The organism is Streptomyces sp. TOM-9 (genome assembly GCF_056858595.1).
Window position 1 is genome coordinate 8,035,808 of sequence record NZ_JBXEQB010000001.1, and the last position, 23,627, is coordinate 8,059,434.

Sequence of the window (23,627 nt, forward strand, 5' to 3'; positions counted from 1 at the left end):
AGCCGCGCCCCCGTCTGCTCGGGGCGGCGCTCACACCTGCTCCGGGCGGGCGTCGCGGGCGGTGCGGAAGCCGGAGAAGATCTGCCGCCGGATCGGGTAGTCCCAGTTGCGGAACGTGCCCCGGCAGGCCACCTGGTCCACGGCGAACGAACCGCCGCGCAGCACCTTGTGGTCGGGGCCGAAGAAGACCTCCGAGTACTCCTTGTACGGGAACGGGGCGAAGCCCGGGTAGGGCAGGAAGTCGCTCGCCGTCCACTCCCACACGTCGCCGACCAACTGCCGTACGCCCAGCGGCGAGGCACCGGCCGGGTAGCTGCCCACCGGGGCCGGCCGCAGGTGCCGCTGCCCGAGGTTGGCGTGCTCCGGGCCGGGGTCGGCGTCGCCCCACGGGTAGCGGCGGGAGCGGCCGCTCCCCGGGTCGTGCCGGGCGGCCTTCTCCCACTCCGTCTCGGTGGGCAGCCGGCGCCCGGCCCAGCGGGCGTACGCGTCGGCCTCGTACCAGCACACGTGCAGCACGGGCTCCTCGCGCGGCACCGGCTCGGTCACCCCGAAGCGGCGGCGCAGCCACGTACCGCCCTCCCGGTGCCAGAACAGCGGGGCGGACAGGCCGTGCTCGCGGACGTGCGCCCAGCCCGCCGGGGTCCACCAGCGCTCGTCCCCGTAGCCGCCGTCCTCGATGAAGGCGAGGTACGCGCCGTTGCTCACCGGCACGGTGTCGATGAAGAACGGGGCCACCTCGCGCACGTGCGAGGGACGTTCGTTGTCCAGCGCCCACGGCTCGGCCGAGGTGCCCATGGTGAACGGACCGCCGGGGACCAGGACCTCGGCCGGCAGCAGCGCAGCGTCCGCGGGTGCGGGCGGCGGCGGGGGGGCGGTCAGTGCCGCCGGGCCGCGGCGCAGCTGATGGGTGATCAGCATCGTCTCGTCGTGCTGCTGTTCGTGCTGGGCGATCATGCCGAAGGCGAAGGCCGCGTCGGTCAGCGGCGTGCCGTGCAGCGGTGCCCGCTCCAGGATGTCCAGCACACGCCCGCGCACCTCGGCCGCGTACGCGTGCGCCTCCGCGGGCGGCAGCAGCGGCAGGGTGGGCCGTTCCGAGCGCGGGTGCTCGAAGGCGTCGTAGATCGGGTCGATGTCGGGGCGCAGGGCCTCACGGCCGCCGACGTTCCGCAGCAGCCACTGCTCCTCCTGGTTGCCGATGTGGGCCAGGTCCCAGACCAGGGGCGACATCAACGGGGAGTGCTGCGCGGCGAGTTCGTGGTCGTCGACGCAGGTGGTGAGCGCCCGGGTGCGGTCGCGCGCGGTGGTCAGGGCGTCCAGCGCCCGCCGGCGCAGGGTCTCGGGGTCGAGCGCGGGTGCGGTCACGTGCGGCTCTCCTTGCGTAGGAAGGCGTCGAGCATGTCGTCGGCGGGACAGCGGCCGCGCTGGACGTAGCGCTCGGTGAAGTCGTCCACCGCCCGCTGCACGGCCTGGTCCGCGCCGAGCCGGGGCAGGGCCTCCCGGGCCGCGGCGAAGCAGGTCATGGCGGTGGCGTGGAGTTCGGGGTCGGCCAGGCCGTGCCGGGCGGCGCGCCGCCACAGCGGGTTGCGCGGCGCCGGGTCCCGGCCCGCCGCGTCGGCGAGCGGCTTCACCGCCCGGTAGGCGACCTCGGAGGCGGCGGCGTCGTCGAAGAGCGCCACGGCCACGGCCAGCGGCACGATCCAGCCGTCCCGCCCCGACTGCGCGTCGATCATGCGCAGTTCCAGGTAGCCGCGTGGCCGCACCGGCGGGAACAGCGTCGACAGGTGGTAGTCCAGGTCGGCGGCGGTCGCAGGCCGGTACGACCCGTCACGGATCCAGTCGCGGAAGGTGAGCCCGTCGGGCACCGCCCAGGGTGCCTCGTCGCCGCGGATGCACAGCACCGGGGCGTCCAGGGCGTAGGCGGTCCAGGACGTCCGCGGGTCGGCCCCGGTGGGCGGGGCGAGGGTGCGCCCCGGGTCCAGGGCGGCCCACACCGCCTGCCGCGTGGACCGCCAGCCGGTCGGGCGGCCCGCGCTGAGCGGCGAGTTGGCGAACGCGGCGACCAGGACCGCGCCCAGCAGGTGCGCCAGCAGCCAGCGTCTGCCGAGTCCGAAGGGGCCCGGCTCCTCCGTACCCGAGTCCAGGCAGACCTGGACGGAGGCCGTGGAGCACATCATGGACCGGCCCGCGGGTCCTGAGCGGTCGAAGTAGGTCTCCATCGCCGCGTACCGGGGCTCGTCCAGCAGCCGCCGGGGCCGGCGCCAGGGGTCGTGGCCGTGGCCCGCCAGGGCCAGGCCCTCCCGGCGGAGCCGGTGGCGTACGGAGTGGAGGTCGGCGGCCGCGGCGTTGACGCACGCGGTGAGCGAGGGGGCGGGCAGCGAGCTCAGCTCCAGCTGGCCGCCGGGCTCGGTCGTGAGCCGGGAGCGGAGGTACAGGTCGTGCAGTGCGGCGACGGCGGCGCCGAGCCGTGCGGGGCCCACCGGGCGGGCCGGGTCGTGCGGGTCGTGGAGGAACCATTCCAGTTCCACGCCTATGCGGCGCGGCGGGCCGGTCTTGAAACAGATGCCCTGGATGTGTTCCTCCGCCGCTGTCTCGGTGATCGGTTCGGATGTCTCCATCCGCTGGCTGGTGCCGGGCATGGCCGGGACCTCCCGTCGAAGGCGGCTTTCCGTGTCCCGCCCGGCCACGGCCGGGCGGTGTCCGTACCACCTAAGCCCTTCGGTGCGGGTCGCTCAAGAGCGCCCCGGACGAACGGCCGAGGGACGGTAGATGACACCCGAGTCGAGGGCGGCCTCTGCCGTCCGGTCCGAATCAAGCGTGGACCGCGACCTGGCGGCCCGCATCTCCAGAGCGCGTCCGTGCAGGTCAGAGGGTGGATGCCAGGACCTCCCCGGCGATCTTCCGGTCCACCGCGGCGCGCACCAGCGCCGCGGCCAGGACGGCCTCCTCGCCCTCCGGCACCAGCTCCGCCAGCTCGCCGGCCGTGCCGGGGAGCTGCAGCCGCTGCGCACCCTGGAGCACCTTCCCGTCGAAGGCGGGGGCGAATTCCGGCCACACCGCCTGCACCTCCCGCAGGAAGACGCCCGCCCCGACCGGGCCGATGCCGGGCACCTCCCGCAGCAGCCGGCACAGCCGCTCCGCGTCCCCTTCGGCCGCCGCGCGGGCCTTGCGCAGGTCGCCGTCGTACCGGTCCAGCAGCAACTGCGCCGCGTCGCCGAGCCGGGTCGCGGTCCGCTCGTCGTACCGGCGGTAGCCGCCCTCGTCCAGCACGTCCCGTCTCCGCTGCCAGGTCGCGCCGGCCGTCGCGGCGGGGTTGCGCAGCCCCGCCGCGAACAGGGCGCGGGCCGCGGCGATCGCCGTCCGCGTGCGGATGCGGGCACCGAGCAGCATCGCGAGGACGAGCAACTGGTAGAGCGGCTGCGGGGTGTCGCGCAAGCGGATGCCCGCCTCCATGGCGTACGTCTCGCCGTGCACCGCCAGCAGCCCCCCCCCGTCGCCCGGGCGTCCCGCACGTCCCCGGCGTTCTCCGTACTCCGGCCGGCGGTCACATCGGGCCCGTTCCCGCGCGCAGTGCCCGGCGCGGCGGCCGGAGCTGGTCGTGGCGCATGGGGTGCGTGTTCCCGGACGGACCGGCATGAAACGGCTGCCCGAGGGCGCGGGTCCGGGCGGTGGGCTCAGCGGTCCAGGAGCCCGGTGCGGTCCTGGGCGCGGTAGCGCTCCAGCAGCGTGGCGAGGTCCGCGGCGGTGAAGCGGCGGTACGCCGCGCCGCAGGGTCCCTCGCCGGGCGGGGACCACCACACGGGATCGGGGCAGCGGAAGCCCTCACGGCGCAGGGCGGCGCGCCGCACCTTGTTGGTGGCGGTGACCGGCATGCGCGGTACGACCCGTACGAAGCGCGGGGCCGACTTCGTGCCGAGGTCCGCCTGCGCCGCCAGGAACGCGGCGAAGGCGCCGGGGTCGAAGGCGGCGCCCTCGCGGAGTGCCAGGGCCGTCATCACCTGGTCGCCCGAGACGGGGTCGGGGACGGCGTACACGGCGACGGCCGCGGCGGCGGGGAAGCGGGCCAGGACGTTCTCCATGACGGCGGCGGCGAGGTTCTCGCCGTCCACGCGCAGCCGGTCGTCGGCGCGGCCCGCGAAGTGGAACCAGCCCTCGGTGTCCCGGAAGAACAGGTCGCCGGTCCAGTACCAGCCGTCGCGGGTACGAGCGGCGACCGCCTCGGGGTTGCGCCAGTACCCCTCGAAGCGGGAGGGCCCGCGGTTGACGAGCTCGCCGATCGCCTCGTCGCCGTTGAGCAGCCGGCCCGCCGCGTCGAGGACCGCGCGGGGCCGCTCGGCGCCGGTCGCCGGGTCCACCACGGCGAGGTCAGCTCCGGGGGCGGCGCGCCCGACCGCGCCGGGCGGCGTGCCGGGGGAGCGCTGGATGGCGGCCCCGCCCTCGGAGGAGCCGTACCCCTCGGTGAGGGGCACGCCGAAGCGCTCCGCGAACCGGGCCGCGTCGACCGCCCCGGCCTCGGTGCCGAAGCCCCGGCGCAGGCGGTGGTCGCGGTCGTCGGGGCGCTCGGGGGTGGCGAGCAGGTACTGCACGGCCCGCCCGACGTAGGTGAAGTACGTGGCCCCGTAGGCGCGTACGTCCGGCAGGAAGCGGGAGGCGGAGAAGGACCGGCGCAGCGCGACCGCGCCGCCGCCCGCGAGGGCGGGTGCCCAGCCGGCCATCACGGCGTTGCCGTGGAAGAGCGGCATGCACAGGTAGTGGACGTCGTCCGGTCCGAGGCCCAGGAAGCCGCTGAGGGAGGCGCCCGCGTCGGCGAGCCTCCCCTGGGAGACGACCACGGCCTTGGGGGCGCCGGTCGAGCCGGAGGTGAAGTAGAGCAGGAGCCGGGAACCGGGGCGTATCCGGCTGCCGCGCGGCGGACCGGCGTCCTCGTACGGGCGCAGCAGCGCCGCGTACGCCGGGTCGTCCACGACCAGGATCCGTTCCGGGGGGAGGGGGAGCGCGAGACCGCGCAGCGAGGGCAGGTGCGCGCGCTCGGTGACCAGCAGCGCGCACTCGGTGTGCGCGATGTCCCGGGCCAGTTCCGCACCGCGCCGGGTCGGGTTGACCCCCACCACGGCGGCCCCCGCACACGCCGCGGCGCCGAGCCACAGCGGGAACTCCGGGACGTTGCCCAGGAGCACCCCGACGTGCGGCTCGGCGCCGTACGGCAGCAGGTCGGCCAGGAGCGCGGCGCGGGCGGCGGAAGCGGCCGCCACGTCATGGCGGCTGAGCCTGTGCTCCCCGTACAGCAGCCCGGGGCGCCGATCGCCCCACTGGCCCTCGACGAGCTCCGCTATGGTGCGCCCCATACGGCCGCACCATAGCTGACGCCTCGTCAGATGTCAGGCCTTCGGGGCCTCCTGGTCCGCGCCCTGTTCGGCGATGGACTTGCGGACCTCGTCCATGTCCAGGTCGCGGGCCTGCTTGATCAGGTCCTCGAACGCGGGTGCGGGCAGCGCGCCGGGCTGGGAGAAGATGGCCACCTTGTCGCGGATGATCATCAGCGTCGGGATGGACTGGATCTGGAACGCGGCGGCCAGCTCGGGCTGCGCCTCCGTGTCGACCTTGCCGAACACGAGGTCGGTGTTCTTCTCCGCGGCCGACTCGTAGACGGGGGCGAACATCCGGCACGGGCCGCACCAGGACGCCCAGAAGTCGATCAGGACGAAATCGTTGTTGCCCACGACCTCGTCGAAGTTGTCCTTGGTGAGCTCAACAGTGCTCATGCTTCCCTTACCTGCTTCCGGGTGCCGTCGGTCGGGACCCACTGACCGTAACCGAGGGCAGCGCTGCGCTATTCCGAACGCCGTCCTCCCGGCGCGTCCCCCCGCCGCCCCGCGGAACGGGATGCAGGGAGCCGGGCGGGGCCGGATGCTGGAGGGAGCGGGGACGTCCGTCGCCCCCGCCGGTCAGACGCGGGGGCGACCCACGGGAGCGGCCGATGGTGACGACGATGCACGCCGTACGGGCGCATCGGCGCGGCGGGCCCGAACAGCTCCGCTACGAGACCGTGCCCCGCCCCGAGCCGGACGCGGGTGAGGCGCTGGTGGCGGTGCGGGCGGCCTCCGTGACGGCCGGGGAGCTCGGCTGGGACGCGACCTGGACCGACAGCTTCGACGGCTCGGGCCGCGACCGCACCCCCACGATCCCCTCGCACGAGGTCTCCGGCGTGGTCGCCGAGGTGGGCCCCGGGGTGATCACCCCGAGGGTAGGGGACGCCGTCTACGCACTGATCCCCTTCGTCCACGACGGTGCCGCGGCCGAGTTCGTCACCCTCCCCGCGGGCATCCTCGCCGCCAAGCCCCGGCGTCTCGACCACGACGCGGCCGCCTCGGTCCCGCTCGCCGCGCTCACCGTCTGGCAGGCGCTCGCCCGGCACGCAGGGGTCACCCCGGGCCGGCACGTGCTGGTCCACGGCGCGGCGGGAGGCGTCGGCTCCTTCGCCGTCCAGATCGCCGCCGCGCTCGGCGCGCGGGTCACGGCGACCGCCGCCGCGCGCGACGCGGGATTCGTCGCCGGACTGGGCGCGGAGCGGGTCGTCGACTACGCCGCCGCCCGCTTCGAGGACGAGGTGGCGGACGTGGACGTCGTCTTCGACGCCGTCGGCGGCGCCACGCAGGACCGCTCCTGGTCGGTGCTGCGTCCCGGCGGGCTGCTGGTGAGCATCGTGTCCCCGCCGGACGAGGAGAGCGCCCGCGCGCACGGTGCCCGCGGCGTCTTCTTCGTCGTCGAGCCGGACCGGACGGGCCTGGAGGCGGTCTCCCGGCTCATCGACGGCGGCAAGCTCACCCCGCGGGTCGACCGCGTGGTGCCGCTCGCCGAGACCCGCGCCGCCTACGAGGCGCTGGAGCACGAGCACCGCCGCGGCAAGGTCGTCATCCACGTCGCCGACGGGGCCTGACCGCCCGCGGCGGGAGAGGGCCTACGGGACGACCGTCACCGGCCAGCGGCCCGCCTTGACCAGCCGCACCGCCACCGAGCCCACGAGCCGGTGCCCGGCCTTCTCGGAGGCGCCGACCACGACCGCGTCGGCCTTGAGCTCGTCGGAGGCCTGGGACAGCCCGCTGAACGGGTCGCCCGTGAAGGTGTGGAACTCCCAGCGCAGGCTGGACACCGACTGGAAGCGTGAAGCGGCCTTCTCTATCTCCGCCTTGAGCTCGTCGGCGATCTCGGCGGTCGCCTCCGCGACCGGGGCGCCGAAGGCGGCCCCCGCCGCCAGGACCGGCTGCACGTACACGATCGCCAGCAGCGCCCTCTGGCGCCGCGCCAGCCCCGCCGCGTACGCCGCGGCGCGCCACGACGACTCCGATCCGTCCAGTCCCGCCACGATCACCTTGGGACCGTCCGTGCCCCGCTCGAAAGCCGCCTTGTCGCTCACGTTCCGAGCCTACTTGCGGGACTGCCGCGCGCGCCGCACCGGACGCGGGGAATCCGCGCCCGCGGCGAGATGACCGTCCACCAGCCGCTGCAGCGCGGAGGTGAAGACCGCCCGTTCGTCCTGCGGAAGGGCCGCCAGCAGGTCGCCGTGGACGCGGGCGGTGATATCCCTGCCGAGGGCGACGCGCTCCCGGCCCGCCTCGGTGACGGTGATGATGCGGGCCCGGCGGTCCGTGGGGGAGGGGTGCCGCTCGGCGAGGCCGGCCCGCTCCAGCTCGTCCATGGTGACCACCATCGTGGTCTTGTCCTGCTGGGAGACCTCGGCCAGTTGAGCCTGCGTCAGCTCCCCGGGGAGCGCGTGCAGCAGCACGCAGTACCCGCGGGGGGTGAGCCCGACCTCGGCCAGCGCCGTCGCCAGCCGGTTCGTCATGGCGTGGCTGGCGTACTGCAGCAGCCCGGTGAAGTCGGGCGCGGAAACCGTGGGACCCATGGTCCGAGCCTAGCAAAAAGGTCCGTTACCGAATCATCGGTGACACGAACGATCCGGCGGGTAAATCGTTCGGCCGCGGGGGCCCGCATGCCTACCATGGGACGGCATGAACCTCCCGTCCCGTCACCACGACGTCCCCGGCAAGCCCTCCCTCGAGGGGCTCGAAGCGAAATGGTCGCGGCGCTGGGACGAGTCGGGCGTACACCGCTTCGACCGGTCGCGGCCGCGCGAGGAGATCTTCTCCATCGACACCCCGCCGCCCACGGCCAGCGGATCGCTCCACATCGGCCACGTCTTCTCGTACACCCACACCGACACCGTCGCCCGCTACCGGCGCATGCGCGGGCAGACCGTCTTCTACCCCATGGGCTGGGACGACAACGGCCTGCCCACCGAGCGCCGGGTCCAGAACCACTACGGGGTCCGCTGCGACCCCTCGCTCCCGTACGACCCCGGTTTCACCCCGCCCGAGCGTCCCGGCAGTCACCAGCAGTCCGTCTCGCGGCGGAACTTCATCGAACTGTGCGAGGCCCTCACCGCAGAGGACGAGAAGGCGTTCGAGCAACTCTGGCGCCGCCTGGGCCTGTCGGTCGACTGGACGCTCACCTACCAGACCGTCGGCGCCCGTTCGCGCGCCGCCTCCCAGCGCGCCTTCCTGCGCAACCTGGCGCGCGGCGAGGCCTACCCGGCCGAGGCACCCACCCTGTGGGACACCACCTTCCGCACCGCCGTCGCCCAGGCGGAACTGGAGGACCGCGAACGGCCCGGCGCCTACCACCGGCTGGCCTTCCACCGCCCCGGCGGCGGCCGGGTCGTCGTCGCCACCACCCGGCCGGAACTCCTCCCCGCCTGCGTCGCCCTGGTCGCGCACCCCGACGACGAGCGCTACCGGGAGCTGATCGGCACGAGCGTCACGACCCCGGTCTTCGGCGTCGAGGTCCCCGTCCGCACCCACCGGCTGGCCGACCCGGACAAGGGCACCGGCATCGCCATGATCTGCACCTTCGGCGACACCACCGACGTCACCTGGTGGCGCGAACTCCGGCTGCCCACCCGCCCGGTCCTCGGCCGCGACGGACGCTTCCTGCCCGCGCCGCCGGCCGCCCTGCGGACGGCGCAGGCCCGTGAGGCGTACGGAGAGCTGGCCGGCGCCACCGCGCACACCGGCCGCGAGCGGCTGGTGGGGATGCTGCGCGAGCGCGGCGACCTGGAGGGCGAGCCCGAACCGGTCGTCCACGCCGTCAAGTACTACGAGAAGGGCGACCGGCCGCTGGAGATCGTCACCACGCGCCAGTGGTACCTGCGCAACGGCGGCCGCGACGAGGCCCTGCGCGAGCGGCTGCTGGAGCGGGGCCGCGAACTGCGCTGGCACCCGGAGCACATGCGCGTCCGCTACGAGAGCTGGGTCGAAGGGCTCAACGGCGACTGGCTGATCAGCCGCCAGCGGTACTTCGGCGTCCCCGTCCCCGTCTGGTACCCGCTCGACGAGGCCGGCGAGCCCGTCCACGACACGCCGCTGGTCCCCGACGAGTCGGCGCTGCCCGTCGACCCCGGCACCGACGTCCCCGACGGCTACCGCGAGGAGCAGCGCGGCGCGCCCGGCGGGTTCACCGGTGACCCGGACGTCATGGACACCTGGGCGACGTCGTCGCTCACCCCGCAGATCGCCGCCGGATGGGGCACCGACGACGAACTGTTCGCCAAGGTCTTCCCGATGGACCTGCGGCCGCAGGCCCACGAGATCATCCGCACCTGGCTGTTCGGCAGCATCGTCCGCGCCCACGCCGAGCAGGGCGTCCTGCCGTGGCGGCACGCCGCGATCTCCGGCTGGATCCTCGATCCGGACCGCAAGAAGATGTCCAAGTCCCGGGGCAAGGCGGTCACCCCGGGCGACCTGCTGGAGCAGCACGGCTCCGACGCCGTCCGCTACTGGGCGGCCGCCGCCCGGCCGGGCACGGACACCGCCTTCGACACCGGGCAGATGAAGATCGGCCGCCGCCTGGCCACCAAGGTCCTCAACGTCGGGCGCTTCGTCGTCACCTCCGGCGCGGTCACCTCCGGCGCGGTCGTGGACGGCGCCGCACCGGCGGTCGCCGCACCGCTGGACCGCGCCCTCCTCGCGGGCCTCGCGTCGACCGTCCGCGCCGTCACCGACGCCCTGGAGGAGTTCGACCACGCCCGCGCCCTGGAACGCGTGGAGTCCTTCTTCTGGGACTTCTGCGACGACTACGTCGAACTGGTCAAGGGCCGCGCGTACGACGGCGACACCTCCGCCCTCGCGACGCTGTCCACCGCCCTGTCGGTCCTGCTGCGGCTGTTCGCGCCCTTCCTGCCCTTCGTCACCGAGGAGGTCTGGTCGTGGTGGCGCGAGGGATCGGTCCACCGCGCCGACTGGCCCGACGCGGACGCCCTGCGGTCGCTCGCCGGCGACGGCGACCCCCGCGTCCTGGCCACCGCCCGCGACGCGATCACCGCGGTCCGCAAGGCCAAGTCCGAGGCACGGCTGTCGATGCGGGCGGAGGTCGCCCGGCTCGTCGTCACCGGCCCGGCCCCGCAGCTGGCGCTCCTCGCCCTGGCCGAGGACGACGTCCGCGCCGCGGCCCGCGCGGCGGCGGTGGAACGCCTCCCGGCGGCCGGCGACGCCCTGGCGTACGAGGTGCGCTTCCCGGACTCGCCCTGAACGCCCGCGACATGCCGGGCCCGCCCGCCCCGCCCGCGCCCGGAGCCGGTAGATTGCGCCCGTCATGGGACCGGTGAGCGGTGCGGGGCGGGTGGATCGGTGAACGACAGAACGGGCCGGTGGGGACTGGCGGCCGGGGCGGGGCTGTTCACAGCGCTGGCGGTGGCCGGATGCTCGGGGGAGGGCGGCACGTCCTCCGCACCACCCGAGCCGTCGGCCCCGGCCACGGTGTCGCCCTCGCAGTCACCGTCGCCGTCGGCGTCGCCCTCGGTCTCCGCCTCCCCCACGCGGTCCGCGTCCCCTGCGCGCTCCGCGCCCCGGCCCGGGCGGACGGCGGCGCCGCCGCGCCCCACCCAGGGCGGGACGGCCGGCCGCGGGCACGGGTCCGGAACGACGATCGAGCAGAACCCCAAGGGCTACGGAACGCCGGTGCCGCGCACACCGCCGACACCGGACTGGACGCCGGCCACCGGTTTCCCCACCGACGCCGTCGAGGTGCCGATGCCCACGCAACTCGGCTGACGGACCCCCGCGGCGGGCCTCAGGGCAGCGGCTGCGGAGGGCGCGGGCCCACGTAGTGCCCGCTCGGGCGCATGCGCAGTGGGGGTTCCTCGTACTCCTCCAGGGCGTGGGCGATCCAGCCCGCCGTCCGGGCGACCGCGAAGACCGTCTCGCCGGCTTCGGGGACCATGCCGGCGGAGACGGAGAGCACCGCCAGGGCGAGGTCGACGTTGGGGTGGACCGGGGTGTGACGGGCCGTCGTGGCGGCCACCTCGCGGGCGGCGGTCAGCGCCCGCTCCGCGTACGGGACGTCCTCGAGCAGCCGGAGGAGCATGACCGCGCGCGGGTCCTCGGCCCGGTAGAGGCGGTGGCCGAGCCCCGGCACACGGCGGCCCGCGCGCAGGTGGTCGGCGACGACGGCCGCCGCGCTGCCGCGGTCGAGGACCTCGGCCAGCATGCGGTGGGCGAGGCCGCTCGCGGCCCCGTGCAGCGGGCCGTCGAGGGCCCCGAGGCCGGCCGAGACCACGGCGTACGGATGCGCGCGGGCGGAGGCGGCCACGCGCACGGCGAGCGTCGAGGCGGCCAGGTCGTGGTCGATGAGCAGGACGAGCGCCGCGTCCAGCGCGCGCAGTGACGCGTCGTCGGCCGGGCGGCCGGACAGCCGCGACCACAGCCGCCAGGCCAGCCGGCCCTCGCCCCGGTGCGGGGTGCCTGCCGCGGGCAGAGCCCGGACCAGCGTGGGGATGAGGCCCCGGGCGGCGCCGAGCACGGCCTCGGGGGAGAGGTCGAACCGGAGCGGGTCCGCCACGGCCGCCGCGACGGCGGTCGCCCGCAGCCGGTCCATCGGGCCGCTGTGCCCGGGCAGCACCCCGACCGCCCGCCGGGCGGCCTGCAGCGCCTGCGGTGGCGCGGTGAAACGCACCCCGGAACGCAGGACGCCGGTCCACAGCCACTCCGCCACCTCCTCGTAGCCGTACCGCTCGGCCAGGGCCGTCGCGTCGACCCCGCGGAAGTAGTAGCGGTCCCCGTCGATGAGGGTGATCGCGGTGCGCACGGGGCCCGTGCCGTCGTCCTCGGGGGGCGGCTGCGCCGCGCGCCGGTTGCGGCGCACGAGGGCGTCGACCTCCCCGGGGTCGAAGGTGCTGCCGCGCCCGCCGGGGGCGCGCCGGCTGCTCAGCAGGCCGCGGCTGACGTAGGCGTACACCGTCTCCGGCTTGACCCCGAGCCGCCCGGCCGCCTCGCGGGTGCTCAGCCGTTCCTCCGTCGTCATGACTCCATCCCATCACACATTGATCCAATCAATATTGACGGGGATTGAATCAATGATGGATGGTCGAGTCAACGCCGAGTCGTCGAAGCAGCACCGGAGGACCACCGTGACCGTCATGCCCGTCACCCCCGACGTACCCCGCGGCCTGAAGGGAGTCGTCGTCACCGAGACCGCGCTCGGCGACGTCCGCGGCACCGAGGGCTTCTACCACTACCGTCAGTACTCGGCCGTCGACCTGGCGCAGAGCCGCACCTTCGAGGACGTCTGGCACCTGATGCTGCTCGGCACGCTGCCCGACGCCGCCGGGCGCGCCGCCTTCGCCCGGCGCGTCGCCCCGCTGCGCCGGCTGCCCGCCGCCGTCCGCGACGCGCTGCCGGCCGTCGCCCGCTCCGGAGCGCTCAGCGGCCCGCTCGCCGGGCTGCGCTCGGCGCTGTCCCTACTGGGGGCGGCCGAGGGGTTCCGCCCGCTGTACGACGTCGACCCGGAGCGGCGGCTGTCCGACGCGCTCGCCGCGACCGCCGCCGTGCCCACGCTGCTGACCGCCCTGTACCGGCTGGGCCAGGGCCTGGAGCCGGTGGAACCGCGCGACGACCTGCCGTTCGCGGCCAACTACCTGTACATGCTGACCGGCGAGGAGCCCGACCCGGCCCGCGCCCGGGCCGTCGAGCGCTACCTGATCTCCACCGTGGACCACGGCTTCAACGCGTCCACCTTCACCGCCCGCGTCATCGCCTCGACCGGCGCCGACCTCGCCGCCTGCCTCACCGGCGCCGTCGGCGCGCTGTCCGGCCCGCTGCACGGCGGCGCCCCGAGCCGGGCCCTGGACACCCTGGACGCCATCGGCACCCCGGACCGCATCGGCCCGTGGATCCGTGAACGCGTCCTGGCGGGCGACCGCATCATGGGGTTCGGCCACCCCGTCTACCGCACCGAGGACCCCCGTTCCCGGATGCTCAAGGAGATCGCCCGGTCCTTCGGCGGCCCGCTCGTCGACCTCGCCGTCCAGGTGGAGGCGCGGGTCGAGGCGATCCTCGCCGAGCTGAAGCCCGGCCGCGAACTCCACACCAACGTCGAGTTCTACGCCGGCGTCGTCATGGAGCTGTGCGGCCTGCCGCGCGAGATGTTCACCCCCACCTTCGCCTGCGCCCGTGTCGTGGGCTGGTGCGCCAACGTCCTGGAGCAGGCCGAGGACAGCAAGATCATCCGTCCGGCCGCCCGCTACGTCGGCCCGGTGCCTCCCCAGCCGGTGCCGGCGACCTGAGGGTTCCGCGGGCCCCTCAGAGCGCCGAGGGGTGTTCCAGCAGGAGGTAGTCGCCGTCCTCGCCCGTGCGGTGGTAGCCGGCGCCCTCGTAGAGGCGGAGGGCCGGATTGACGCGGTGGACACCGAGCGCCAGCGTCCCGTGCCCGGCCGCGCGGGCCTGCGCGGCGAACGCGTCGAGGAGGAGTCGGCCGAAGCCGCGGCGCCGCAGGGTGGGCACCACGTGCAGGCCGACCAGCAGGGCCTTGCCGTCGTCCGCCGGCATCCACATCATCGAGCCGCCCGGCCCGCCGCCGGCCTCCAGCACGAGGGTGCGGTCCAGGCACTCCACCCACAGGCCGAGGTTGAGGTCGATCGCCTCGGTCCAGGCCGCCTCGGCGGCGGGTTCCACGGTACGGACGTAGTCGCGTTCCCACCGCAGGAGGTGCGGCAGGTCCGTGGGCCGCGCGGGGCGGGTGACGGCCGTCGGGCCGGGGCTGCTGGGCACGGTGGTCACCGTAACGCCCCTGCCGCGCCCGCCGGCGGCCGGGCCGCCGCTACTCCCGGGCGGCCGGCTTGCGGTCGACCGGCGTGACCGGGGTGACGGTCTCCTCCATGGTGCGGCGGGGGCCGGACCAGGGGGCGGGGACCGCGTCGAAGAGGTAGGCGAAACGGTAGGCCAGTTCCTCGTAGTTGACCCGCCAGCCGCGGAAGTGCGGCCACGCCTCCTCGGGGGTGCGCTCCAGCGGGTAGCCGTTGGCCGCGGCGTGGGCGACCGCCGCGGCGAACTCCTCGTACGGCAGCCTGATGGTCGCGTTGGGCGAGGGGTCGGCGTCGTACGGGATCCGCCAGACCGCGGCGATGTCGCGCAGGCAGACGAAGCCGGCCCGCAGGGCGAGCCGGGCCTCGGCCTGCGGGCGCCCGGGGTTGAGGGCGAGTTGCATGGCGGCGGCGTCCATGACGGCGAGCAGCGCGATCAGCCAGCTGCGGTCGGGCTGCGGCGAGCGGAACCGGCTGAGCACCGTGTAACTGGTGTGGCTCTCGCTCACTTCCGCCGCCCACCGCTCCCAGTTGCGGAACAGCTCGGTGAGACTGTCGGTGAGCCCGATCTGGGCGTAGCGGGCGAGGATCTCCGGCCCCCAGGGCGGGTTGCCCGCCCGGGCCTGCAGCAGGGTCACCTCCGCCTCGCGGCGCGAGTAGGCGGCGTACAGGGTCGGCAGGTAGCCGATCTGGAGGCCGATGGTGATCGGGCCGGTCGCGGCGGCGATGAAGTCGATCACCGTGAGGTCGACGTGGTGGCTGCTGGCGAAGCCCAGCGTGAACAGCGACGACCCCGCCTCCCGCAGCGCGTCGAGCGGGGCGAGGTCGCTGACCGCCGCCTGCAGCATGGCGTAGCCCGCCCAGAACGCGACCAGCCAGCCGATCAGGTTGGCGAGGATGGACACCGCGGCCACCGGGACGAGGACCCGGTCCTTGGCCTCCGGCGTCCGGCAGCGGTCCGCGACGAACTGGAAGGGCAGGTGGACCGCCGCGTGCACCAGGCGGGTGAAGCTGGACCGGGTCGGCCGCGGGATCACCAGCGTGCGCAGCACCGAGGAGAAGGTCCCGGCGACGACCAGCGCCCCGACGAGACCGATCAGGACGCGCACTGGACTTCCCTCCCCGGACGGTTCACAGCACCCGCCGGCGGACCAGCGCGGCCAGCACCAGCACACCGGGGAGCAGGGGCAACCATACGGTGACGATGCGGTACGCCAGCACCGCGGAGGTCGCCGCCACCCCGGTGGCGCCCGCGGTGACCAGCGCCAGGACCAGGGCCACGTCCAGCGAGCCGATTCCGCCCGGGGTCGGCAGCAGGGCCGCCGCCGCGCTGCCCGCCAGGTACGCCACCGCGACGTGCGCGGCCGGCACCGGCGCGTGCAGCGACCGTACGACCGCGACCAGTACCGCGGCGTGCATCACCGGGAAGGCCAGGGAACCCGCCCACAGCGCCGCCACCCGCGCGGAACGGCCGTGCACCGCGCGGACGTCGGTGGCGACCGTGCCGAGGAACGAGCGGACGGTGCGGCGGACGTGGCGCACCGACAGCAGGACCACCAGGACCAGGCAGAGCGCCGCGCCGGCCACGAGGGCGACGGTGGGACCGGGCCGCCCGGGTGCGACCTTGCGCAGGTCGAGGGCGTGCGGGAAGGTCGCGAACAGGACCACGAGCAGCCCGATGCGCACCACGCAGGCCGCCAGCGCCCGCACGGTCAGCGCGGCCGCCGAACGACTGGGGGAGAGGCCGCAGCGCAGCAGGAAGCGCAGGTTGACGGCGTTGCCGCCGACGCCCGCCGGGAGGATGTGGTTGGCCGCGGACGCGGCGAACTGGGTGGCCAGCAGGCGCCCCGTGGGCAGTTGCTCCAGCACGGCACCCTGCTGGGCGGCCGCCGAGCACACCCAGGCGAGCAGCGTCGCGGCCCCGGCCGCCAGCAGCCACTCGGCGTCGGCGGAACCCAGCCGGTCGGTACCGGCGTCCACCATCGGCCACTGCCGCAGGACGATCAGGGCCACCAGCAACAGCGGTGCCACACCGACGATCTGACGTACTGGGAGGCGCCGCCACATGCCGTTCGTGCCCTTCCGGTCGCCGCGGTCGCCCGCTGCCGTGAGGTGCTCCCCGGCGCAGCCCCGGCCGTACCTACGCACGACCATACGGTGCGGCGACCCGTAGCGCTCATCCGGCGGCGCGTCCGGCCGCCCCGTGGTACGGGGCGGGACCGGACGGCGCCCCCGGCGCGCGGGACGGCCTACAGCTCCAGGAGGCCGCCCTGGTCGTCCACGCGGTCGGCCGACTCGTCGTCGAACCAGACCGCGCCGGTGGCGAGGTAGCGGAAGCGGTGCACGCCCGCCGGGAGGATCACCGACACCGTGCGGGTGCCGTCGCGGCGGGGGACGAGGGTGTGCCGGCCGGGCTCCCAGCCGTTGAAGTCGCCGACCACGCTCACGGTGCCGGGCGGGTGGTCGACGGGGAGGGCGAAGGTGATCCGCGTCTTGCGGCCGAACAGCTTGCTGCGCCTGAGCATGGGCTCTCCCTGCGGGGCGGACGAGGGACGGAGGACACGTGCGGTGCTCGGGTGCCCCACATTCTTCCGGTGCCCCGGGGAAAGTCACATACCGACTGGTCGGTGTTACGGGCTATCGTGACCCCGGACGACGTTGGTACGTACGCGGAGGGAGTCGCGGTGCGCGCGATCCAGATCACCGAATTCGGCGGGCCGGAGGTGCTGCGGCAGGTCGAGCTGCCCGATCCCGTGCCGGGGCCGGGGCAACTGCTGGTCGAGGTCTCCTCGGCGGGGGTGAACTACGCCGACACGCACTTGGTGGAGAACTCCTACCTCTCCAAGGCCACCCTGCCCCTCGTGCCCGGCGCCGAGGTGGTCGGCCGCACCGCCGGCGGCCGCCGCGTGGTCGCCCTGACCGACAACGGCGGCTACGCCCAGAAGGCCGTCGCCGAGGAGTACCTCGCCCACGAGGTGCCCGAGGGCGTCACCGACGGCCAGGCCCTCGCCCTGGTCGTCCAGGGCCTCACCGCCTGGCACCTGCTGCGCACCTCGGCCCGCATGGCCGAGGGCGAGTCGGTGGTCGTGCACGCCGCCGCGGGCGGCACCGGCTCGCTCGCCGTGCAGCTCGCCAAGGAGCTCGGCGCGGGACGGGTCATCGCCACCGCCTCCTCCAAGGACAAGCGCGACCTCGCGCTGGAGCTCGGCGCGGACGTCGCGATCGAGGCGGACCCCACGGACGCCGCGGGACTGAAGGAGCGGCTCGTCGAGGCCAACGGCGGCAAGAAGGTCGACATCGTGCTGGAGATGACCGGCGGCCCGGTCTTCGACGCCTCGCTGGCCGCGCTCGCCCCCTTCGGCCGCCTGGTGACGTACGGACTCGCCTCCCGCGTCCCCCCGACCCCGGTGCAGGCCGCGCAGCTCATGGGCCGCTCCCGGGCCGTCGTCGGCTTCTGGCTGATGCACTGCCTGGGGCGTCCCGGCATGTACCGCGAGCCGATGGCCGAGCTGCTGGCCATGACCGCCGACGGACGGCTGAAGCCGCAGGAGGGCGGCAGGTACCCGCTCTCCGAGGCCACCCGCGCCCACGAGGACCTGCGGGCCCGCCGTACTTACGGCAAGCTCACGCTCGACCCGGCAGGCTGATCGCTCCGGGCCGGCCGCGCCTGTGCCCCCGCCGTTCGCGTTCCGGCGGAGGCACAATCGACAGCGGAGCACGAAGCCGCGGCCGGCGGCCCGGAGGAACGGGAGGGGCCATGGACAGGACCCGCTTCGCCCCCGACCGGGGGCTGACCACCCGCATGGTGGTCACCATGTTCATGATCGGGCTGCTGTACGTCGTGTTCGTGGGCGTCCTGCTGGCCCTGCTGCGCGGTGCCTGGCCACTGATCCTGATCGTCGCGGGCGGGCTGTTCATCGCCCAGTTCTGGTTCAGCGACCGGATCGCCGCCTTCAGCATGGGCGCCCGCGAGGTCACGCCCGAGCAGGCCCCCGAACTGCACGGAGTCGTCGACCGGATCTGCGCCCTGGCCGACATGCCCAAACCCCGCGTCGCGATCGCCGACAGCGACGTCCCCAACGCGTTCGCCACCGGACGCAACGAGAAGGCGGCCCTGGTGTGCGCCACCACCGGCCTGCTGCGCCGGCTGGAGCCCGAGGAGCTGGAGGGCGTCATCGCCCACGAACTCTCCCACGTCGCCCACCGCGACGTGGCGGTCATGACGATCGCCTCCTTCCTGGGCGTCCTCGCCGGGGTGGTCACCCGCATCGGACTGTGGGGCGGCCTCGGCCGCAACAGCCGCGACCCCGGCACCGCGATCGTGGTCATCCTGATCCCGCTGGTCAGCGCGCTCGTGTACTGCGTCAGCTTCCTGCTGACCCGGATGCTGTCCCGCTACCGCGAGCTGTCCGCCGACCGCTCCGCCGCGCTGCTCACCGGGCGGCCCTCCGTCCTGGCCTCGGCGCTGACCAAGGTCTCCGGGCAGATGGCCCGCATCCCCACCGAGGACCTGCGCAAGGCCGAGCCCTTCAACGCCTTCTACTTCGTCCCGGCCCTCGCCGGCGGCCAGAGCCTGGCCCAGCTGCTGTCCACGCATCCCACGCTGGAGCAGCGGCTGGCGCAGCTCGGCCGGATCTCCGTCGAGCTGGGACGGCGCTGATGGGGTTCCTGGACGCGCTGCTCGGCCGCAGCAAGCCCGTCAGACCCGACCTGGACCAGCTGTTCGGGCTCCCCTCAGCGGCGGTGACCCTGGAGGCCGCAGCCGGCTTCCGGCCCACCGGCGTGGGCTCGGTGTGCTTCGCCGCCGTGGAGGGCGGCGCGTTCGCCGAGGTCCAGCAGGACGTGCGGGCGCTCCTCGACATGGACACCGGCCGGGGCGCCGTGCCGGTGGAGTCCGTCCGCGACGCGTACGGGTACACATGGCTGGTCGTCCGGCGTCCGGCCGAGGACCTGCCGGTCCTGGTCGGCGACCTCCACGCGGTCAACTCGGCCCTGGAGGGGCACGGCTTCGGCCCCCAGCTGCTCTGCTCCCTGGCCGCCTTCCGCGATGACGCCGGGCGGTCGCTGGCACTGGTCTACCTCTACAAACGAGGCTCGTTCTACCCGTTCGCCCCGCTTCCGGGGGAGAAGCGCGACAACCCCCTGGAGCTCCAGGTCAAGGCCCTGCTCGGGAACGACCTCCGCCTCGAGGAAGACCTGGGCCGCTGGTTCCCCCTCTGGGGCGCGCCGGGTCTGGGGGGCTGAAGGGCAGGCGGTTCTCACCTCCAGGGCTGCACGTCCACCACGGCCTCGACCGCCACGGGCCCCTGCACATGCGGGAACTCCTCGATGCCGGGCCGGGCCGGGTCCAGGGTCCGGCCGCGGCGCTGTGGGCCGCCGGTGGTGAAGACGCCGATGCCGTTGGCGACGAGGCGTTCCGTGCCGCCCGCCGGGTGGTTGCGGACCTTGACGCGGGACGCGCCGGGGGCGCGGGTGACGAGGGTGGAGGAGCCGCCGCCGTCGAGGTTGACGGCGGCCTGGGCGCCGATGCCGGACATCAGGGAGGCGAGTTCGCGGACCGTGAGGCCGGCGCCCGACTCGGCCTTCCCGTCCAGCGCCAGCAGGTACATCACGTGCCCGTCGTCGCCGAAGCCCGCCGCGGTGCGGGTCGCCGTGACGCCGTTCTCCAGGCCGGCCAGGGGGTAGCCGTCGCGCAGGATCGGGTAGCCCCCGACGGCGAAGCCGTACCCGCCGCCGTACGCGGAGGCCGCCAGGCGCTGCTGCACGTCGACCGCGTCGCCGGGCTCCAGCAGGCGCAGCGCCTCCGCCCCCGCCTCGCGGCCGACGAGGACCACCGCGTCGGGCGGGATCTCGCCCTCTCCCGGGCCCTCGCCGACGGCCACCACCTCGCCCCGGCTGACCATGACCTCGTAGGTGTCGTCGCTGCAGGGCGCCGCGCGCCTGGTGTCGTCGCCGCAGCCGGCGCGGAGCCGGGAGGCGCTGCCCCAGTCCGAGGTGTACAGGCCGACGCCGCCGACCGGGAGCGCGTACTGGTTGAGGCCGGCGAGCGGCACCGTGCCCGCCTCGAAGCTGACCGAGCCGGCCAGCCGGAGCCGGTCGAGCCGGGCGATCCGGTCGGTGCCGACCGCGAGGACGTCCTCGGTGGTCGCGCCGGGCGGCAGCTTGGGGCCGAAGCGCTGGGCCGGCGGCACCGCCGACTTCAGGGCCCGTCCCGCGGCGACCGCCGGGCCGACCGCGGCACCGGTCGCGGGCACCCCGGGGTGCTGGGCCTCGCTCATGTTGAAGAAGTCGGCGTTGATGCCGCCCACCGCGCCCGCGGCGTCGGCGAGCCCCGAGACCGTGCCGCGTCCGGCGACGACACCGGGGTGCAGCAGGTCCACCGTGACGCCGGGCGTGCGCAGGTCCACCGTCAGCAGGTGCCCGCGGGCCGTGCCGTGGGCTCCCCGGTAGGTGAACGTCCGGTAGTCCACGCCCGAGGCGAGCCGGGTGGTCGCGCCGTAGCGCAGCCCGTCCCCGGCGACCGCGGCGGCGGCCCCGCCGGCGCCGCCGAGCACGGCGCTCCACGCCAGCGTCGCGGAGATCGCCAGGCGCACCCGGCGGGGTCGTCGAGTCACGTCGCTCCAGCCCGAAAACCGATTATCTGACGAAAGGTCAATGGTTGCCCGGACCGGCTGGGTTGTCGCACCACCACGCCGCGCGTGACGGGGAATCCGACTCGATACGGTGAAAAGCGGGCAGGAGGGGATCTGCAGGGGGTCTACCGGGGCGCCCCCTGCCGCTCCTGCCGCCCCAGCCGTCTCAGCCGGGGAAGGCGTAGACCGTGGCCGCCTGCGCCGCGGGCTCGGCGGCGCCTTCGGGGGTGAGCTCGACGTCGATGAACGCCAGCCGCCGCCCGAGCTTGGTGACACGCGCCGTGACCAGGACGTCGGTGCCCATGACCGCCCGCTGGAAGGTCGTGGACTGCTGGATGGTCGTCATCGGCCCGTAGCCCCCGCGGGCCGCGGACACCGCGATCACGGTCGCCGTGTCGGCGGCGGCCATCAGCGCCTGGCCCGACAGCGCGCCGCCCTCCCGGGCCAGCCGGTCCGACCAGGGCAGCCGCAGCACGGCGTGCCGCTCCCCGGTCTCCTCGACGGAGAGCCCCAGGTCCTGCACCCAGGGCGCGAAGTTGTCGGCCAGGACCTTGTCCGCCTCGGCGGTGGTGATCGTCACGGCGGACATTCTGACCCACCGTCGGGGGCGCGCACCAGGGCGCGACGGGGCCCGGGCGCGTGCCCGCCGCGTGCACATGCCGTTGTGGGTATATAGCTTGAGGAGTATGTTGGGGAACGTGTCCATACCCTTCGACGTGCTGGCCGAGCCGACGCGACGGCGGATCCTCGATCTGCTCCTGGAGCGCCCCCGCCTCGTCGGCGAGCTCACCGAGCACCTCGGCCTCAGCCAGCCCGGTACGTCCAAGCACCTGCGCGTGCTCCGTGAGGCGGGCCTGGTCCGGGTGCGTGCCGAGGCGCAGCGGCGCTGGTACGAGCTGAGCCCCGAGCCCCTGCGGGAGGTCGACGCCTGGCTGGCGCCCTACCGCAGGCTGTGGGGCACCGGCCTGGACGCGCTGGAGCGGCACCTGGACGCCATGCCCGACGAGATGGAGGAGCCATGACCACGGACACCGGCGAGACGCTGACCACCGCGGACGGCCGGACCGCGCTGCGGATGGAGAGGCGGCTCGCGCACCCGCCGGAGAAGGTGTGGCGGGCCCTGACCGAGCCGGGGCACCTGTCGAAGTGGTTCCCCTCCGACGTGGAGATGGAGCCGCGGGTGGGCGGCAAGGTGCGCTTCCCCTTCCGGCACGGCGAGGGCGAGGCCATGGACGGCGAGGTCACCGAGTGGGACCCGCCGCACGTCGTCGCCTACACCTGGGGCGAGGACCTGCTGCGCTGGGAGCTGGTGCCGGAGTCCCTGGGCTCGGTGCTGACCCTGACCCACACCTTCGGCGACCGCCCCGGCGCCGCCAGCTTCGCCGCGGGCTGGGACGCCTGCATCGCCGGCATCGACCCCGAGCTGGAGGGCGAGCCGGTGCCCGGGCCGGGCGACATGAAGGCGGCCCACGAGCGCTACGTCAAGGAGTTCGGGCTCGACCACGGCACCGTGGAGGAGCTGCCGGTCGGCTGGAAGGTCCGCTTCGAGCGGCAGCTGACCCAGCCCGCGGCCACGGTGTGGAAGACCCTGCTCGGCGGGGTGTCCGCGCCCGAGGTGGGCGGACCCGTGCCGCGCGGCTTCGTCGTGGGCGACTTCGCCCCCGGACCGGTGAGCGAACTGCGCCCGAAGGAGGCGCTCGCCTACCCCTGGGACCTCCACGGCCGCCACGAGGGCACCGTGCGCTGGGAGCTGACCCGCGGCACCGGGCACGGCGCGCGACTGGTCCTCACCCAGACCGGCGTCCCCGAGGTGCCCCCCGCCCTGGCGCTGGACGTCTGGCGGGACCGCGTCGAGAGCCTCGCGGCGAAGCTGGCCGCGATGCCCCGCTGACCGGTGGACGGCACGGCGCCCGGCCTCACAGCCGGCCCCGTGCCTCCTCCAGGAACTCCCGGGTGGGGCCCGCGGGCAGGGCCTGGGCGCTCATCCGGTCCAGGGCCTCGCGGAACCGCGAGACGTCCTCGCGTTCGTCGAGGTAGACGGCGCCGATCAGGCTCTCCGCGTACGCGATGTCCGGCAGTTCCGGCAGCGGGAAGCGGAAGATGTGGAACGGGCCGTACATCGCCGGGTGCGGCCCCGACGCGAAGGGCAGCACCTGCAGTCGCACCTGGGGCATCCCGCACGCCTCGATCAGGCGGTCGATCTGCAGGCGCATCACCTCGGGGCCGCCGATGGGGCGGCGCAGCACCGTCTCGTCCATCACGACCCACAGCAGCGGCGGGTCGTCGCGGGTGAGCAGCGCCTGCCGTTGCATGCGCAGCGCGACGCCGCGCTCGATCTCCTCCCGCGAGGCGTGCGGCCGCCCCGCGCGCAGCACGGCCTCCGCGTACTGCGGGGTCTGCAGCAGCCCCGGGACGTAGTGCGGTTCGTAGGCGCGGATCAGCTCCGCGGCGCCCTCCAGGCTGACGAAGGCGCTGAACCACTCGGGGAGCACGTCACGGAAGCGGTGCCACCAGCCGGGACGGTTGGCCTCGCGGGCCAGTTCCAGGAAGTTGGCGATCTCGGCGGGCTCGGTGACGCCGTAGGTGAGGAGCAGTTTCTCCACGTACGGGATGCGCAGGCCCACCTCGGCCTTCTCGATGCGGCGGACCGTGGCGTGGGTGACGTCCAGGGCGCGGGCCGCCTGCTCGTAGGAGAGGCCGGCCCTCTCGCGGAGGTCCTGGAGGCGTCTGCCGAGCACCACCCGCAGCACGGTGGGAGCACTTGCCGCCCGGGCTTCAGTCACGGTCCATCCCCTCCAACACCGCTGATCCCCGCGTAGTTTGTCATGACGTCAGGGCCTGGCACAGCATGTTGGGGACGCTTTGCA

24 protein-coding genes are annotated in these 23,627 nt (G+C 74.8%); 9 read left to right on the top strand and 15 right to left on the bottom strand.

What is annotated here, in order from left to right; genetic code table 11:
• Nucleotides 1-30: 30 nt before the first annotated feature.
• The 5 genes from egtB to trxA form a co-directional block, all read right to left on the bottom strand.
• Nucleotides 31-1,362, bottom strand: a complete 1,332-nt coding sequence (egtB, locus tag AC1VWI_RS36980; RefSeq protein ID WP_499515388.1) for an ergothioneine biosynthesis protein EgtB — start codon at nucleotides 1,360-1,362, stop codon at nucleotides 31-33.
• Nucleotides 1,359-2,636, bottom strand: a complete 1,278-nt coding sequence (gene egtA, locus AC1VWI_RS36985) for an ergothioneine biosynthesis glutamate--cysteine ligase EgtA (RefSeq protein WP_499515389.1) — start codon at nucleotides 2,634-2,636, stop codon at nucleotides 1,359-1,361. Before egtA ends, egtB begins: the two co-directional genes overlap by 4 nt.
• A gap of 226 nt (nucleotides 2,637-2,862) precedes the next feature.
• Nucleotides 2,863-3,450 (bottom strand): endonuclease, encoded by a 588-nt coding sequence (locus tag AC1VWI_RS36990; protein ID WP_499517001.1) that lies wholly within the window; start codon nucleotides 3,448-3,450, stop codon nucleotides 2,863-2,865.
• 221 nt (nucleotides 3,451-3,671) lie between these two features.
• The gene (locus tag AC1VWI_RS36995; protein ID WP_499515390.1) at nucleotides 3,672-5,342 is read right to left on the bottom strand and encodes an AMP-binding protein; all 1,671 of its coding nucleotides are present in this window, start codon (nucleotides 5,340-5,342) and stop codon (nucleotides 3,672-3,674) included.
• A gap of 33 nt (nucleotides 5,343-5,375) precedes the next feature.
• Nucleotides 5,376-5,759 (bottom strand): thioredoxin, encoded by a 384-nt coding sequence (gene trxA / locus AC1VWI_RS37000; protein WP_499515391.1) that lies wholly within the window; start codon nucleotides 5,757-5,759, stop codon nucleotides 5,376-5,378.
• 215 nt (nucleotides 5,760-5,974) lie between these two features.
• On the opposite strand from trxA, the gene AC1VWI_RS37005 reads away from it, so the two are divergent.
• Nucleotides 5,975-6,934 (top strand): NADP-dependent oxidoreductase, encoded by a 960-nt coding sequence (locus AC1VWI_RS37005; protein ID WP_499515392.1) that lies wholly within the window; start codon nucleotides 5,975-5,977, stop codon nucleotides 6,932-6,934.
• A 21-nt stretch (nucleotides 6,935-6,955) separates the two neighbouring features.
• Here AC1VWI_RS37005 and AC1VWI_RS37010 read toward each other — a convergent pair whose 3' ends face one another.
• Both AC1VWI_RS37010 and AC1VWI_RS37015 read right to left on the bottom strand, forming a co-directional pair.
• Nucleotides 6,956-7,411, bottom strand: a complete 456-nt coding sequence (locus tag AC1VWI_RS37010) for a universal stress protein (RefSeq protein WP_499515393.1) — start codon at nucleotides 7,409-7,411, stop codon at nucleotides 6,956-6,958.
• Between the two features lie 9 nt (nucleotides 7,412-7,420).
• On the bottom strand, nucleotides 7,421-7,900 hold the full coding sequence (locus AC1VWI_RS37015) for a MarR family winged helix-turn-helix transcriptional regulator (RefSeq protein WP_499515394.1): 480 nt from the start codon (nucleotides 7,898-7,900) through the stop codon (nucleotides 7,421-7,423).
• Between the two features lie 106 nt (nucleotides 7,901-8,006).
• Here AC1VWI_RS37015 and valS point away from each other — a divergent pair, with 106 nt between their 5' ends.
• Both valS and AC1VWI_RS37025 read left to right on the top strand, forming a co-directional pair.
• Nucleotides 8,007-10,580 carry a valine--tRNA ligase gene (valS, locus tag AC1VWI_RS37020; RefSeq protein WP_499515395.1) on the top strand — a complete coding sequence of 858 codons (2,574 nt, stop codon included), beginning with the start codon at nucleotides 8,007-8,009 and terminating at the stop codon, nucleotides 10,578-10,580.
• Nucleotides 10,581-10,679: 99 nt separating this feature from the next.
• Entirely contained in the window at nucleotides 10,680-11,102 is a 423-nt protein-coding gene (locus AC1VWI_RS37025; protein WP_499515396.1) for a hypothetical protein, read from the top strand.
• A 19-nt stretch (nucleotides 11,103-11,121) separates the two neighbouring features.
• Here AC1VWI_RS37025 and AC1VWI_RS37030 read toward each other — a convergent pair whose 3' ends face one another.
• Nucleotides 11,122-12,351 (bottom strand): citrate/2-methylcitrate synthase, encoded by a 1,230-nt coding sequence (locus AC1VWI_RS37030; RefSeq protein ID WP_499515397.1) that lies wholly within the window; start codon nucleotides 12,349-12,351, stop codon nucleotides 11,122-11,124.
• Nucleotides 12,352-12,466: 115 nt separating this feature from the next.
• On the opposite strand from AC1VWI_RS37030, the gene AC1VWI_RS37035 reads away from it, so the two are divergent.
• The gene (locus AC1VWI_RS37035) at nucleotides 12,467-13,612 is read left to right on the top strand and encodes a citrate synthase/methylcitrate synthase (protein WP_499517002.1); all 1,146 of its coding nucleotides are present in this window, start codon (nucleotides 12,467-12,469) and stop codon (nucleotides 13,610-13,612) included.
• Between the two features lie 16 nt (nucleotides 13,613-13,628).
• On the opposite strand, the gene AC1VWI_RS37040 is transcribed toward AC1VWI_RS37035, so the two are convergent.
• The 4 genes from AC1VWI_RS37040 to AC1VWI_RS37055 all read right to left on the bottom strand — a co-directional run bounded on the left by AC1VWI_RS37040 (nucleotide 13,629) and on the right by AC1VWI_RS37055 (nucleotide 16,653).
• Complete coding sequence (locus AC1VWI_RS37040) at nucleotides 13,629-14,096, bottom strand: GNAT family N-acetyltransferase (RefSeq protein WP_499515398.1); 468 nt, start codon at nucleotides 14,094-14,096, stop codon at nucleotides 13,629-13,631.
• Between the two features lie 49 nt (nucleotides 14,097-14,145).
• On the bottom strand, nucleotides 14,146-15,237 hold the full coding sequence (locus tag AC1VWI_RS37045) for a hypothetical protein (RefSeq protein WP_499515399.1): 1,092 nt from the start codon (nucleotides 15,235-15,237) through the stop codon (nucleotides 14,146-14,148).
• A 22-nt stretch (nucleotides 15,238-15,259) separates the two neighbouring features.
• Nucleotides 15,260-16,282 (bottom strand): lysylphosphatidylglycerol synthase transmembrane domain-containing protein, encoded by a 1,023-nt coding sequence (locus AC1VWI_RS37050; protein WP_499515400.1) that lies wholly within the window; start codon nucleotides 16,280-16,282, stop codon nucleotides 15,260-15,262.
• Between the two features lie 95 nt (nucleotides 16,283-16,377).
• Nucleotides 16,378-16,653, bottom strand: coding sequence for an isoamylase early set domain-containing protein (locus AC1VWI_RS37055; protein WP_499515401.1), 276 nt, complete (start codon nucleotides 16,651-16,653; stop codon nucleotides 16,378-16,380).
• 159 nt (nucleotides 16,654-16,812) lie between these two features.
• Here AC1VWI_RS37055 and AC1VWI_RS37060 point away from each other — a divergent pair, with 159 nt between their 5' ends.
• The 3 genes from AC1VWI_RS37060 to pspAB all read left to right on the top strand — a co-directional run bounded on the left by AC1VWI_RS37060 (nucleotide 16,813) and on the right by pspAB (nucleotide 19,372).
• Complete coding sequence (locus AC1VWI_RS37060; RefSeq protein WP_499515402.1) at nucleotides 16,813-17,775, top strand: quinone oxidoreductase family protein; 963 nt, start codon at nucleotides 16,813-16,815, stop codon at nucleotides 17,773-17,775.
• Between the two features lie 110 nt (nucleotides 17,776-17,885).
• The gene (gene htpX / locus AC1VWI_RS37065; RefSeq protein WP_499515403.1) at nucleotides 17,886-18,788 is read left to right on the top strand and encodes a zinc metalloprotease HtpX; all 903 of its coding nucleotides are present in this window, start codon (nucleotides 17,886-17,888) and stop codon (nucleotides 18,786-18,788) included.
• Nucleotides 18,788-19,372: a PspA-associated protein PspAB gene (gene pspAB, locus AC1VWI_RS37070; protein ID WP_499515404.1), complete on the top strand. Its 585-nt coding sequence runs from the start codon at nucleotides 18,788-18,790 to the stop codon at nucleotides 19,370-19,372. The genes htpX and pspAB overlap by 1 nt, the downstream gene beginning before the upstream one ends.
• Nucleotides 19,373-19,386: 14 nt before the next feature.
• Here pspAB and AC1VWI_RS37075 read toward each other — a convergent pair whose 3' ends face one another.
• Together AC1VWI_RS37075 and AC1VWI_RS37080 are read right to left on the bottom strand one after the other, a co-directional pair.
• Nucleotides 19,387-20,742, bottom strand: coding sequence for a phosphodiester glycosidase family protein (locus AC1VWI_RS37075; protein ID WP_499515405.1), 1,356 nt, complete (start codon nucleotides 20,740-20,742; stop codon nucleotides 19,387-19,389).
• A 184-nt stretch (nucleotides 20,743-20,926) separates the two neighbouring features.
• Nucleotides 20,927-21,340 carry a PaaI family thioesterase gene (locus tag AC1VWI_RS37080; protein WP_499515406.1) on the bottom strand — a complete coding sequence of 138 codons (414 nt, stop codon included), beginning with the start codon at nucleotides 21,338-21,340 and terminating at the stop codon, nucleotides 20,927-20,929.
• A 118-nt stretch (nucleotides 21,341-21,458) separates the two neighbouring features.
• Here AC1VWI_RS37080 and AC1VWI_RS37085 point away from each other — a divergent pair, with 118 nt between their 5' ends.
• Both AC1VWI_RS37085 and AC1VWI_RS37090 read left to right on the top strand, forming a co-directional pair.
• On the top strand, nucleotides 21,459-21,782 hold the full coding sequence (locus tag AC1VWI_RS37085; protein WP_499515407.1) for an ArsR/SmtB family transcription factor: 324 nt from the start codon (nucleotides 21,459-21,461) through the stop codon (nucleotides 21,780-21,782).
• Nucleotides 21,779-22,651, top strand: coding sequence for an SRPBCC family protein (locus tag AC1VWI_RS37090; RefSeq protein WP_499515408.1), 873 nt, complete (start codon nucleotides 21,779-21,781; stop codon nucleotides 22,649-22,651). Before AC1VWI_RS37085 ends, AC1VWI_RS37090 begins: the two co-directional genes overlap by 4 nt.
• Nucleotides 22,652-22,676: 25 nt before the next feature.
• Here AC1VWI_RS37090 and AC1VWI_RS37095 read toward each other — a convergent pair whose 3' ends face one another.
• A complete protein-coding gene (locus tag AC1VWI_RS37095) occupies nucleotides 22,677-23,543 on the bottom strand; it encodes a Sco1979 family transcriptional regulator (protein WP_499515409.1) in 867 nt (288 codons plus the stop codon).
• Nucleotides 23,544-23,627: the final 84 nt, after the last annotated feature.